The organism is Blastococcus sp. TF02A-30, from assembly GCF_003319185.1.
In the GTDB taxonomy this organism is placed as follows: Bacteria; Actinomycetota; Actinomycetes; order Mycobacteriales; family Geodermatophilaceae; genus Blastococcus.
On the sequence record NZ_QOHJ01000005.1, the window covers coordinates 63,126 to 75,696 of the forward strand.

At 76.4% G+C, this 12,571-nt stretch carries 12 protein-coding genes; 2 read left to right on the top strand and 10 right to left on the bottom strand.

What is annotated here, in order from left to right; translation table 11 throughout:
* Positions 1–131 precede the first annotated feature (131 nt).
* Genes DQ241_RS12155 through ftsY form a run of 3 tightly spaced genes read right to left on the bottom strand, consistent with a single transcriptional unit; the run spans position 132 to position 3,092 of the window.
* Positions 132–740 (bottom strand): hypothetical protein, encoded by a 609-nt coding sequence (locus DQ241_RS12155; RefSeq protein ID WP_113830481.1) that lies wholly within the window; start codon positions 738–740, stop codon positions 132–134.
* Positions 737–1,915, bottom strand: coding sequence for a hypothetical protein (locus DQ241_RS12160; protein ID WP_147252372.1), 1,179 nt, complete (start codon positions 1,913–1,915; stop codon positions 737–739). Before DQ241_RS12160 ends, DQ241_RS12155 begins: the two co-directional genes overlap by 4 nt.
* Complete coding sequence (gene ftsY, locus DQ241_RS12165; RefSeq protein WP_113830483.1) at positions 1,905–3,092, bottom strand: signal recognition particle-docking protein FtsY; 1,188 nt, start codon at positions 3,090–3,092, stop codon at positions 1,905–1,907. Before ftsY ends, DQ241_RS12160 begins: the two co-directional genes overlap by 11 nt.
* Before the next feature lie 54 nt (positions 3,093–3,146).
* Here ftsY and DQ241_RS12170 point away from each other — a divergent pair, with 54 nt between their 5' ends.
* Together DQ241_RS12170 and DQ241_RS12175 are read left to right on the top strand one after the other, a co-directional pair.
* Positions 3,147–4,802: an alkaline phosphatase D family protein gene (locus DQ241_RS12170; RefSeq protein WP_113830484.1), complete on the top strand. Its 1,656-nt coding sequence runs from the start codon at positions 3,147–3,149 to the stop codon at positions 4,800–4,802.
* 12 nt (positions 4,803–4,814) lie between these two features.
* Positions 4,815–5,630: an endonuclease/exonuclease/phosphatase family protein gene (locus tag DQ241_RS12175; RefSeq protein ID WP_113830485.1), complete on the top strand. Its 816-nt coding sequence runs from the start codon at positions 4,815–4,817 to the stop codon at positions 5,628–5,630.
* Positions 5,631–5,689: 59 nt separating this feature from the next.
* Here the strand turns inward: DQ241_RS12175 and smc are convergent, their stop codons facing one another.
* From smc to DQ241_RS12210, 7 genes are all read right to left on the bottom strand, one after another.
* Positions 5,690–9,256 carry a chromosome segregation protein SMC gene (gene smc / locus DQ241_RS12180; RefSeq protein ID WP_113830486.1) on the bottom strand — a complete coding sequence of 1,189 codons (3,567 nt, stop codon included), beginning with the start codon at positions 9,254–9,256 and terminating at the stop codon, positions 5,690–5,692.
* A 60-nt stretch (positions 9,257–9,316) separates the two neighbouring features.
* Complete coding sequence (locus DQ241_RS12185; protein WP_113830487.1) at positions 9,317–9,505, bottom strand: hypothetical protein; 189 nt, start codon at positions 9,503–9,505, stop codon at positions 9,317–9,319.
* A gap of 151 nt (positions 9,506–9,656) precedes the next feature.
* Entirely contained in the window at positions 9,657–9,926 is a 270-nt protein-coding gene (locus DQ241_RS12190; RefSeq protein WP_113830488.1) for an acylphosphatase, read from the bottom strand.
* Entirely contained in the window at positions 9,923–10,825 is a 903-nt protein-coding gene (gene mutM / locus DQ241_RS12195) for a bifunctional DNA-formamidopyrimidine glycosylase/DNA-(apurinic or apyrimidinic site) lyase (protein ID WP_113830489.1), read from the bottom strand. Before mutM ends, DQ241_RS12190 begins: the two co-directional genes overlap by 4 nt.
* 5 nt (positions 10,826–10,830) lie before the next feature.
* A complete protein-coding gene (rnc, locus tag DQ241_RS12200; protein WP_370444380.1) occupies positions 10,831–11,571 on the bottom strand; it encodes a ribonuclease III in 741 nt (246 codons plus the stop codon).
* A 47-nt stretch (positions 11,572–11,618) separates the two neighbouring features.
* Positions 11,619–11,798, bottom strand: coding sequence for a 50S ribosomal protein L32 (gene rpmF, locus DQ241_RS12205; protein ID WP_113830491.1), 180 nt, complete (start codon positions 11,796–11,798; stop codon positions 11,619–11,621).
* 2 nt (positions 11,799–11,800) lie between these two features.
* Positions 11,801–12,424 carry a DUF177 domain-containing protein gene (locus DQ241_RS12210; RefSeq protein WP_113830492.1) on the bottom strand — a complete coding sequence of 208 codons (624 nt, stop codon included), beginning with the start codon at positions 12,422–12,424 and terminating at the stop codon, positions 11,801–11,803.
* Positions 12,425–12,571 lie beyond the last annotated feature (147 nt).

A 12,571-nucleotide genomic window follows, 5' to 3' on the forward strand; every position in this document is an offset into this window, starting at 1 on the left:
CCGTGCCGGGGACGTGTTTCCCCGAGCCGCGCGACGACGTTTCGCGGTCGTGAACTCCGCGCCGCGTGTCCGGCCGCTGCGTTTCGGCGGTGTTGCGCGCCCCACCGGAGCGGCCCCTCGGGGCCGGCCGGTCACTCGATCGGGCGGACCACCAGCGTCGCGGCGATGTCGTCGGCGAGCTCGGCGAGGTCGTCGGCCTCGTGCGCCCCGGCGGAGGCCCAGCACATCGTGATCTCGACCGCCTCCGGGTCGGGTCCGCTCGCCAGCAGCGGCGGCAGCACCCACCAGCGGACCTCCTCGACCAGCTCGCCGAGGCCGTCCTCGCGTGCGGCGGCGCGGATGCCGCGGGAGCGCACCGCCGGCCCCGCGGGCAGCGGGACGGTGGTGACGTCGGCCTCGCCCACGTGCTCCACCGTCCCCGCCAGCGCCGCCAGCTCCGCGACGTCGGTCGGCGTCTCCGGGAACCGCGACGCGGTCAGCCAGGCGTAGACGCCCACCTCGGCCTCCGGCACGAGCACGGCGGCCACGTCCTGCCCGGCGCGCGCCGGGTCGGCCGCCCACAGCAGCAGCTGCTCGGCGAGCCGGCCCACGGCCCCCGGCTGGCCGTCGATCTCGCTTAGCTCGGCGGCGGCGTCCCGGGCCCAGCCCGCCACGTCCGACCCGGGCGGCGGCAGCGGCAGCCAGCGGTCGACGAGCAGGTCCAGGCCGAGGTCGACGTCCCGGTGCGGCGCCGCGCTCACGATCGACGCACAGCCAGCCACAGGAGCAGCCCGACCACGGCAACCGCGAGGTATCCGGCAGCCAGCCACTGCTGGACCGCGCCCTCGGCACCCCGGAGGAGCGCGGCACCGTTGAACGCGGCGAAGGCGCCGCAGAGCCCGCCCAGGAAGCCGGTGCGCGGCAGCATGCGCGGCCAGGTGGAGCTCACCGGCGGGAGGTCGGTGCCCAGGTCCAGGACGCGGTCTCCCCCGAGGGCAGCGCTCAGGGGCAGCTGCGCCGCCGCGCACAGCCGCTCCAGCTCCTGCCGGGCGCTCTCGTCCGGCAGCCACCGGACGGCGTGCAGCGACTGCAGCACCGCTCCCCCGCCGTCGACCAGCTCCACCGTGCCCGGGGTGGTGCGCACGGCGGCCACCGCGGCGGGGTGGACGCCGACGGGCAACCAGCCCTCGACGCCGTCGCCCTCGCGCACGGCCAGCTCCGGGCCGGTGTCGCGCCGCACGAGCAGCAGCCGGCGCCGGCCGCCGTCGGGGCGCAGCTCGGCGACCACACCGCCCCGGGTGCGGCGCTCGCCGACCAGGCCCGTCACCACCGGGCCGGCGCCGGCCGCCAGCAGGAGCACGAAGCCGAGGAGCCCGACCGCGGCCCAGCCCGTGGACTCGCCGCGGGCGATGCCGAGCCCGACGCCGAGCGCCAGGGCGAGCGTCCCCACCACCGCCCCCGCGGACTGCCACCCGGTCCAGCCGGGCACCGCCCGGGCCACCGGCACACCGGCGGGGGCGTCGTCCGCCGCGGCTCGGGCCGTCAGGCCGAGCGCGTCGACGAGCGGCCGCAACCCGGTCTCCCGCAGCGGATCGCCCGTCCCGGCCGCGGGAGGGCGCGCGCTCCACTGCACCACCGGTACGACGAGCAGCGGCCGCTCGGCCGCGTCGCCCACGACCAGCAGCGGCCCCGAGGCCAGCCCGGCGGCGCGCGCCCGTCCACCGCTGAGGACGCGGGCGGTCGCCGGCCCGTCCGGCCCGTGCGGCCACGACCGCGTGCGTCCCCGCGCCGAGGTCCAGTGCAGGCCGGACCCGTCGGCGACCAGGCGCGAGCGGCGCGTGGCGGCGCGGAAGGGAGCGGGCAGCGGAGCGGGCGTGACCACGATCCGCCGGGGGTGGGCTCCGGCCCGCTCCTCGGAGGACGGCCTACGCCTCACCCACCAGCCCCTCGGCGAACGCCCGCGGCTCGAACGGCGCGAGGTCGTCGGGACCCTCGCCGAGCCCGATGAGCTTGACCGGGATGCCGAGCTCCTGCTGCACCCGGACCACGATCCCGCCCTTGGCGGTGCCGTCGAGCTTGGTGAGCACGACACCGGTCACGGTGACCGCCTCGGTGAACACCCGCGCCTGGACGACGCCGTTCTGCCCGGTGGTCGCGTCGAGCACGAGCAGCACCTCGGTGACCGGCGCCTGCTTCTCCACGACCCGCTTGACCTTGCCGAGCTCGTCCATCAGGCCGGACTTGGTGTGCAGCCGGCCGGCGGTGTCGACGACGACGGTGTCCACCTCGCCCTCGATGCCGGTGCGGACCGCGTCGAACGCCACCGACGCCGGGTCCCCGCCCTCCGGGCCGCGCACGGTGAGGACGCCGACCCGCTCGCCCCAGGTCTCGAGCTGGTCGGCGGCGGCCGCGCGGAAGGTGTCGGCCGCGCCCAGCACGACGCTCCTGCCGTCGCCGACGAGCGCGCGGGCGATCTTGCCGACCGTCGTCGTCTTGCCGGCTCCGTTGACGCCGACGACGAGCACGACGCCGGGCCTGCCCTCGCGCCGGTCGGTGCCCAGGGTGCGGTCCAGGTCGGGGCCGAGCACGCCGACCAGCTCGCGGACCAGCAGCTCGCGCAGCTCGGCGCCGGTGGCGGTCGCCAGCACCATCGACTGGGTGCGCAGCCGCTCGACGATCCGGGTGGTGGCGGCGATGCCGACGTCGGCGGCCAGGAGGGTCTCCTCGATCTCCTCCCAGTCGTCCTCGGTGAGCTTCTCCCGCGCCAGCACGGTGAGCAGGCCGCGGCCCAGCGAGGACTGCGAGCGGGCCAGGCGCGACCGCAGCCGGACCAGGCGGCCGGCCGACGGCGGGGGCGTCTCGAAGACCAGCCCCGGCTCGGGCTCGGCCGGTGGGAGCTCCACGGCCGGCGGCGCGTCGGGCACCACGGCGTCGGGCTGCTCGACGGTCGGGGCGGGGGCGGTGTCCTGCGGGGGGCGCGGCCGGGTCAGCGTCGTGCCGACGGCGGCGTCGTCGTCCAGCCGGGTGGTGCGACGGCCACGACCGACCAGCAGGCCGACCCCGGCCACCAGCGCGACGACGAGGATCGCGATCGCGATCAGCACGAATTCCATGCCCCGAGTCTCCCAGGGACCGGGGTTCACAGCCGGGTAGGTCAGGCTGTGCCCATGACCTCCGCCGAGCCGACCCCGCCGTCCCTGCTGCTCGGCCCCCTGCTGCGCCACGTCGACCCGGTCTCGGCCACGGTCTGGGTGGAGACCGACCGGCCGTGCGAGGTCGCCGTCCTGGACCGCCGCGCGCGCACCTTCGCCGTCGCCGGCCACCACTACGCGCTGGTGGTCGTCGAGGGCCTGGAGCCGGGCAGCACGACGCCGTACGACGTGCGGCTGGACGGGGCCCGGGTCTGGCCGCCCGAGGAGTCCCCGTTCCCGCCCAGCCGGATCCGCACCCCCGGTGGGCCCGGCCCGTTCCGGCTGGCGTTCGGCTCCTGCCGGTACGCCAGCCCCCGGACCGTCGAGGACAGCGAGGGCATCCCGCCCGACGCGCTGGACCTCTACGCCCAGCAGCTGGCCGCCGAGCCGGAGGAGAGCTGGCCCGACGCACTGGTCCTGCTCGGCGACCAGGTCTACGCCGACGAGCTGACCGAGCCGACGACCGAGTGGATCGCCGCGCGCCGTGACCTGAACCGGGCGCCCGGCGCGCAGGCGGCGGACTTCGAGGAGTACACCCGGCTCTACGCCGAGTCGTGGACCGATCCGCAGGTGCGCTGGCTGCTGTCCACCATCCCGTCGTCGATGATCTTCGACGACCACGAGATGATCGACGACTGGAACACCTCCGCCGCCTGGCGCGCCGAGGTGAGCTCCCAGCCGTGGTGGCACGAGCGGATCACCGGCGGCCTGGCGAGCTACTGGGTGTACCAGCACCTGGGCAACCTGAGCCCGCAGGAGCTGGCGGAGAACGAGACCTGGCAGGCGGTGCAGGGGCTGCCGCAGGGCGAGCCCGCGGACGCGCTGCTGCGGGACATGGCCGAGCGGGCCGACGCCGAGCCGGCCGGCATCCGCTGGAGCTACGTGCGGCACTGGGGCGAGGCCCGGCTGGTCATGGTCGACAGCCGCGCGGGCCGGGTCCTGGAGGAGTCCGCGCGCCGGATGCTGGACGACGCGGAGTTCGACTGGGTCGAGGCCGCGCTGCAGCGGGCCGTCGAGGAGGGCGTGCAGCACGTCGTCGTCGGCACCTCGCTGCCGTGGCTGCTCCCCCACGCGATCCACGAGCTGGAGCGGTGGAACGAGACGCTGGCGGTGCGCCACGCCGGGCGGCGCCGCGGGCGGCTGGCGGAGAAGCTGCGCCAGGCGGCCGACCTCGAGCACTGGGCCGCGTTCGGGCACTCGTTCGAGCGGATGGGGACGGCGCTCACCGCCCTGGCCCGCGGGGAGCACGGGCGCGCGCCGGCCACCGCGCTGGTCCTCGGCGGCGACGTCCACCACGCCTACGCCGCCGAGCTGGTGCGACCGGGCGGGCTCGAGTCCCGGGTGCACCAGCTGACGGTCTCGCCGCTGCACAACCAGGCACCGCACCCCATCCGCATGGGCTTCAAGATCGGCTGGAGCCGGGCCGCGCGCTGGTTCACCGAGCGGCTCGCGCGGCTGGCGAAGGCGAAGCCGAGCGAGCTGGAGTGGACGAAGCGGGCCGGGCCGTTCTTCGGCAACCAGCTCGGCGAGCTGGTGCTCTCCGGGCGCGAGGCGCGCTTCCGGCTGTGGGTGGCCGAGCGCGGCGACCCGCGACTGCGGCAGGTGCTGGACATGCCGCTGTCGGACGCCTGAGAGGCTGGGCGGGTGAGCGACGTCGCCGGGTGGAAGCCCGCTCCCGGACCGGACCAGCCGCCGATCCCGGTCCGCCTCGTCACGTTCAACACCCACCACGGGGTGGGCGAGGACGGCCGGCACGACCTGCCGCGGCTGGCCCAGGTGCTGGCCGCCGCCGACGCCGACCTCGTCTGCCTGCAGGAGGTCGACCGGCACTACGGGGAGCGCAGCGAGGACGTCGACCAGGCGCTGCTGCTCTCCCGGGCGCTGGACATGCAGCTGGCGTGGGGCCCGGCCATCGACGAGCCCCGGCCGGGCGGCGCCCCGCGCCGCCAGTACGGCAACGCGCTGCTGTCGCGGCTGCCGATCCTGATCGGCGACGTGCACCGGCTGCCGGGCAGCGGCGAGCCGCGGGTCGCGCTGCGCACGATGGTCGAGCTCGACGGTGCCGCGCTCTGGGTCACCACGACGCACCTCACCACCCGCTCGGCCGAGGAGCGCGCCGCGCAGGTCGCCGCGATCACCGCGCTGCACACCGACGAGATGGAGACCGGGGTGATCGTGGGCGACCTCAACGCCCGCCCCGAGGCCCCCGAGCTCGACGCCCTGCGGCAGCGGTTCACCGACGCCTGGCAGCTGGCCGGGGCCCGCGAGGACCAGTCCCGCTGGCGGTTCTGGCAGCACGACGAGGGCCGCACCCACCCGGCGCGCAGCCCGCACCGGCGGATCGACCAGGTCTGGGTCTCCCCGGGCGTGGCCGTCGCCGGCGCCTACGTCCTCGACGCCGAGGGCGCCTCGGACCACCTGCCGCTCGTCGTCGACCTGCTCGTGCAGTCGGGCGTCTGAAGCAGGACCCCCTCCTCCCCGCCCCTCGTGGGCTCGGGGCGGGCCCCTGGAGGGGGCCGCTAGGCGGTCTCGAGCTCGCGCAGGCGCTGGCTGATGACGCCGGTGATGCCGTCGCCGCGCATGCTCACGCCGTAGAGGGCGTCGGCGATCTCCATCGTCCGCTTCTGGTGCGTGATGACGATCAGCTGCGACGTCGACCGCAGCTGCTCGACCAGGGTGAGCAGCCGGCCCAGGTTGACGTCGTCCAGCGCGGCCTCGACCTCGTCGAGGACGTAGAACGGCGAGGGCCGGGCGCGGAAGATCGCCACCAGCAGCGCGACGGCGGTCAGCGACCGCTCACCGCCCGACAGCAGCGACAGCCGCTTGACCTTCTTGCCCGGCGGCCGCGCCTCGACCTCGACGCCGGTGGTGAGCATCGAGTCGGGCTCGGTGAGCACCAGCCGGCCGGAGCCGCCCGGGAACAGCGTGGCGAACACGCCCTCGAACTCCCGGGCCACGTCGGCGAAGGCGGTGGCGAAGACGTCGTGGATCCGCTCGTCGACCTCGCGGACGACGGTGAGCAGGTCGCGGCGCGTGGTCTTGAGGTCCTCCAGCTGCGTGGCGAGGAAGGCGTGCCGCTCCTCGAGCGCCGCGAACTCCTCCAGCGCCAGCGGGTTCACCTTGCCCAGCGTGGCCAGGTCGCGCTCGGCCCGGGCCGCGCGACGCTCCTGCACGGCGCGCTCGTAGGGCACCGGCTCGGGAACCGGCTCCCCCGCCGCCTCGGCGGCGGCCTCCTGCCCCGGGGTGGGCGGCACGAGGGCGGCCGGGCCGTACTCGGCCACCAGCGTGGGCAGGTCGACGCCGTACTCCTCCGCGGCCCGTCCCTCCAGCGCCTCGATGCGCAGCCGCTGCTCGGCACGGGCCACCTCGTCGCGGTGCACCTCGTCGGTCAGCCGGTCGAGCTCGGCGGTGGCCGCGCGCACCCGGCCGCGCACCTCCAGCAGCTCGGCCTCGGCGGCCGCGCGGCTGGTGGCCAGCGCGTCCCGCTCGGCGGCCGCACGGGACAGCGACGTGCCCAGCGCGACCAGTGCCACCTCCGCGTCGGCGCGCACCCGCTCGGCCACGGCGGCGCCCCGCTCCCGGGCCGCCCGCGCTGCGGCCGCCCGCTCGCGGGCCGCGCGCTCCTGGCGGGCCTGGCGGCGCAACGACTCCGCGCGCCCGTGCAGCGCCCGCGCCCGCTCCTCGGCGGTGCGCACGGCCAGCCGGGCCTCGGTCTCGGACTGGCGGGCCACCGACACCTCGGCGCGCAGCCGGTCGCGCTCCTCGGTCGAGGGCTCCTCCTCCACCGGCGCGCTCTGCGCCTCGGCCAGCCGCTGCTCGAGCCCGGTGAGCGCGACCTGCGCCTGCTCGACCGCTCCCTCGGCGCGCACGCGGGCGGCCCGGTGCCGCTCGGCCTCCGCGGCGGCGGAGCGGGCGGCCGCGCCGAGCTCGGCCAGCTCCGCGGCGACGGCGGACCGCCCCTTGTCCGCTGCCTGGCGGGCGGCCAGGGCGGTGTCGACGTCGGCGGAGCGGGCGCGGGCGGTCTCCCGCGCGGCGGCGAGCTGGTCGGCGAGGTCGGCCGCCCGGGTCACCGCGGCGGCGAGCTCGCGCTCGGCCTCGTCCACCCGGGCGCGCACCTCGAGGTTGGACGGCGCGTCGCGCTGACCGCCCAGCGCCCAGTCGGCGCCGAGCAGGTCGCCCTCGGCCGTCACGGCGCGCACCCGCGGGTGGGTGCGCACCAGCCCCACCGCGGCGGTCAGGTCGGGGACGAGCGCGACGCGCTCCAGGGCGCGGGCCAGCGCGGGGCGCAGCTCGACCGGCGCCTCGACCGCGTCCAGCGCCCAGCGGGCGCCTGCGGGCAGCTCCGGCCACCCCTCGCGCGGCACGGGCGGCAGGCCGCCGGTGACCAGCAGGCCCGCACGCCCGCCGCCGCTGCCGCCGAGGTGGGCCAGCGCGGCCGCGGCCTCGGCGACGCCGGAGACGACGACGGCGTCGGCCATCCCGCCCAGGGCGGCGGCCAGCGCCACCTCGTCGCCCGGGTGCACCGTCAGCCGCTCGGTCACCGGGCCGAGCACGCCGGGGAGCCCGGCGGCGAGCACCGCGGCGGCGCCGTCGGCCGGGGTGAGACCGAGGGCCAGGGCGTCACGGCGGGCCTGCCAGGACGCGCGGTCGCGCTCGGCGGCCCGCTCCGCGGCGGTCAGCTCGCTGACGACCGTGGCCGCCGCGGCGTGCGCGGCCACGGCGTCCTGGTGGGCGGTGACCAGCGCGACGTCGGAGTCCTCCTGCTCCTCGGCGGCGCCGCGGCGCTCGGCCAGCCGCTCGGCGGCGACCTCGGCGCGGTCGGCAGCCTCGCCGGCGGCCACGGCCAACCGCTCGATCTCCGACTGCCCGGCGGCGACCTTCGACTGGGCGGCGGCGACCTGCCCGGAGAGGCGGGCCAGCCCCTCCCGGCGGTCGGCCAGGGCCCGCGCTGCGGCGACCCAGGCCTTCTCGGCCTCGGCGAGGGCGGTCTCCAGCCGGCCGCGCTCGGCCACGACGGCGGCCAGCCGGCCGCGCTCGGCCTCCAGGCCGGCGGCGAGCTCGGCCTCGGTGGCCGCGACGCGGTCGGCCTCGGCGTCGAGCTGGTCGGGATCGCGCCCGGCGGTGGCCGCGGGTGCGGCGGCGGCGAGGTGGCGGGAGCGCTCGGCGGCCAGCGACGCCACACCGCGGAAGCGCTCGGTCAGCGCCGACAGCCGGTACCAGGTCTCCGACGCCGCGGCCAGCTGCGGAGCGCTGGCGGCCAGCTCGCGCTCCAGCTCCGACTCCCGGCGGGCGACGACGGCGAGGTCGCGCTCGACGGCGGTCCGGCGCTCGCGGGCGGCCGTCTCGTCGGCGACGTCCTTGTCCAGCGCGTCGCGCAGCTGCACGAGGTCGTCGGCCAGCAGCCGCAGGCGGGCGTCGCGCAGGTCGGCCTGCACCCCCGCCGCCCGGCGGGCGACCTCGGCCTGGCGGCCCAGCGGCTTGAGCTGGCGGCGCAGCTCGGCGGTGAGGTCGGCCAGCCGGTCGAGGTTGGCCTGCATCCCGTCGAGCTTGCGGAGGGCCTTCTCCTTGCGCTTGCGGTGCTTGAGGACGCCGGCGGCCTCCTCGATGAAGGCGCGGCGGTCCTCGGGCCGGCCGGAGAGGACGGCGTCGAGCTGCCCCTGGCCGACGATCACGTGCATCTCGCGGCCGATGCCGGAGTCGCTGAGCAGCTCCTGGACGTCGAGCAGCCGCACCTTGTCGCCGTTGATCTCGTACTCGCTCTCGCCGGAGCGGTACATGCGGCGGGTGATCGACACCTCGGTGTACTCGATCGGCAGCGCGCCGTCGGTGTTGTCGATCGTGAGCGTCACCTCGGCCCGGCCGAGGGCCGGGCGGCCGGCGGTGCCGGCGAAGATGACGTCCTCCATCTTGCCGCCGCGCAGGCTCTTCGCGCCCTGCTCGCCGAGGACCCAGGAGATCGCGTCGACGACGTTGGACTTGCCCGACCCGTTGGGGCCGACGACGGCGGTGATGCCGGGCTCCAGCCGGAGCGTGGTGGCGGACGCGAAGGACTTGAAGCCCTTGAGCGTCAGGCTGGAGAGGTGCACGGGATAGGCACTCTAGCCCGCATCAGCCCCTGATCAGGGGCGCGTGGTGCGGGTGGTGCGTCAGGCGAGAACGGGTTCGGTGTCGCCGGCGAGGGAGAGCAGCTCGTGGGCGATGGCGGCGTCGCGCTGCGCGCGCAGCTCCTCGAGCTCCTGCTCCAGCCGTCGAACCTTCGCCCGCAGGACGGCGTTCTCCTCGACCACCCGGAGCTGCGACGGGGCGACGACGTGACCGAACAGGGCCTTGGCCATGGCTGGAACGGCCTTTCAGACTTCGAGGGGATGTGACCGGCGCCCCGGTGAACGGTCGGCGCGGGTACTGGTGTTCCCAGGGTGACAGGCCCGCATGCACAGGTCAACGGCCACTCTGCCTACTCACCGTGTCGGGCTGGTGTCTGTTTCGTCACCCGATGGTGAAGTCGCGCTCCCCGCGCACCGGCTCGTCCCGGACCTCGACGTGGCGGACGGCACCCGGCGCGGTGGGACCGTCGAGCGCCGCGAGGACCGCGGTGACCGCGTCGTCGTCGCCCTCCAGCACGACCTCCACCCTGCCGTCGGGGAGGTTGGTCGCCGATCCGGCGACGCCGGCGTCGCCGGCCAGCCCGCGCACGAACCAGCGGTAGCCGACGCCCTGCACGGAGCCCGACACGTGCGCGACCACACGACGGCTCATGACCGGCGCTGGCGCGGCTCTGCCGGCTTCCGCCGGGTCCGCGGGGACGGCTGGCACACCGGGCAGCTGTAGCTCGACCGGTTCATGAACTGCTCGCGGACGATCGCCGTGCCGCACCGGGGGCAGGGCCGGTCGACCTGGCCGTACACCGCGAGGAACCGCGAGAAGTAGCCGCTCTGCCCGTTGACGTCGACGTAGAGGGAGTCGAACGAGGTGCCACCCTGCTCCAGCGCCTCGCTGAGCACGTCGCGCACGCCGTCGAGGAGGTCGGCGACCTGGCCGCGGGTGAGCTTGTCGGTCGGCCGGGCGCCGTGCAGCCGGGCCCGCCACAGCGCCTCGTCGGCGTAGATGTTGCCCACCCCGCCGATGAGCGTCTGGTCCAGCAGCGCCCGCTTCACCTCGGTGCGCCGCCGTCGGATGCGGGTGGTGAAGGCGTCGGTGTCGAACGACGGGTCCAGCGGGTCGATGGCGATGTGCGCCAGCCGCTGCGGGATCCCGCCCCCCTGGGAGTCCTCGACGGCCAGCCCGCCGAACGTCCGCTGGTCGACGAAGCGCAGCTCGCGCCCGCCGTCGGTGAACGTGAACCGGGCGCGCAGGTGCGTCTCGTCCGGTGCCGAGCGCTTCTCGACCAGCAGCTGCCCGCTCATGCCGAGGTGGCCGACCAGGGCGCGGTCCGACGGCGTGCCGTCCGGCTCGGCCAGCGGCAGCCACAGGTACTTGCCGCGCCGGTGGGCGGCGGTGAGGGTGCGTCCGGTCAGCGCCTGCACGAAGTGCTCGGTGCCCTCGAGGTGCCGGCGGACCGCGCGCGGGTGGTGCACCTCGACGGCGGCGATCGTGCGGCCGGCGACCCACTGCGCCAGGCCGCGACGGACCACCTCGACCTCGGGCAGCTCCGGCACGGCGGTCAGGCCTCGGTCTTGAGCGCGCGCCAGGCCGCCTCGGCGGCCTCCTGCTCGGCGGCCTTCTTCGTCCGGCCCCGCCCCTGCCCGCGGACCGTGCCGCCCAGCACCACCGACGCGGTGAACGTCTTGGCGTGGTCGGGGCCCTCGTCCTCCGACAGGTAGCTGGGCGCACCCAGCCCGAGCTCGGCGCCGAGCTCCTGGAGGCTGGTCTTCCAGTCCAGGCCGGCGCCGCGGGTGGCCGACTCCTCCAGAAGCGGGTCGAACAGCCGGTGCACGATCTCCGAGGCGGTACCCAGCCCGCAGCCGAGGTGGATCGCCCCGATCAGCGCCTCCAGCGCGTCGGCGAGGATCGAGTCCTTGTCCCGCCCGCCGGTGGTCTCCTCACCGCGGCCGAGGAGCAGGTGCGGGCCGATGCCGCCCTCTCCGAGCCGGCGGGCGACCCGGGCCAGCGAGGTCATGTTGACCACCGAGGCACGCAGCTTGGCCAGCTGGCCCTCGGGGAGGTCCGGCTGGCTGCGGTAGAGCTCGTCGGTGACGACCAGCCCGAGCACCGAGTCGCCCAGGAACTCCAGGCGCTCGTTCGTCGGCAGGCCGCCGTTCTCGTACGCGAACGAGCGGTGGGTCATCGCCAGGCCGAGCAGGCCGCCGGGCAGCTCGACGCCCAGGGCGTCGCGCAGCCAGCCGGCCGAGCGCTCGGCGTGCTCGACCCCACCCGGGGGACGGCCGTCCGCCGCACCCTCGATCGGGTGCGTCACGGCGGCCGTCGTCCCCACGGGAGTGCGGTCCGGGATCAGACCGAGAGGACCTGGCGGCCGGCGTACTGGCCGCAGTTCTGGCAGGCCACGTGCGGGGGCTTGAGCTCGCCGCAGGCGCGGTTCGGGCACGGCGAGAGCGTGGGAGCGCTGGTCTTCCACTGCGAGCGGCGCATGCGGGTGTTGGCGCGGGACATCTTCCGCTTCGGAACGGCCACGATCAGTTCTCCTTGTGGGTGTCGTCACCGGAGGTGTCCGGCGAGGAAGCGAATCGCTCGGCGAGCCCGGCCCAGCGCGGGTCGGTCAGCTCGTGCGAGTGGTCGGGCGGGAGGTCGTCGACGCGCTGGCCGCAGCCGACGCACAGGCCGCCGCAGTCCTCGTCGCAGACCGGCGACAGCGGCAGGCTGAGGACGACGGCGTCGCGGGCCATCGGCTCGAGGTCGAGGAAGTCGCCCTCGACGCGGCGCACCTCGTCCTCCTCGCTGGTGGCCTCGGTGGTGCTGCCCTCGTAGGCGTACAGCTCCTGGACGTCGAGGACCAGGGTGTCCTCGATCGGCTCGAGGCACCGGGCGCAGGAGCCGACGAGGGGCGCCTCGATCTCACCGGAGACGAGCACGCCCTCCATGACCGACTCCAGGCGCAGCCGCAGGTGCACGTCGGCGCCGGCGGGGACGCCGATCAGCTCGACCTTCCACTCCTCCGGCGCGGGGACGGTGCGGTCGACCTCCTGCATCGACCCCGCCCGGCGGCCGAGCTCCCGGAGGTCGATCTTCCAGGGGTTGCTCGCGGGACGCCGGTCCCCGGGGGACGCGGCGTCTCGGCGGTGCGCAGGTGCGGCAGGCATGTCGGTACTCGCGGTAGGCAGTGGGAGGAGGCCGGCCGGGGACGGGCCACCGGCGGTCGGACCAGTGCAACAGACTACCCGACCGCGACGGACTGGAACGGCCGCCCTGCAGGGGCCCGGGGCGAGCGGAGCGAGGTCCGGGGGGGG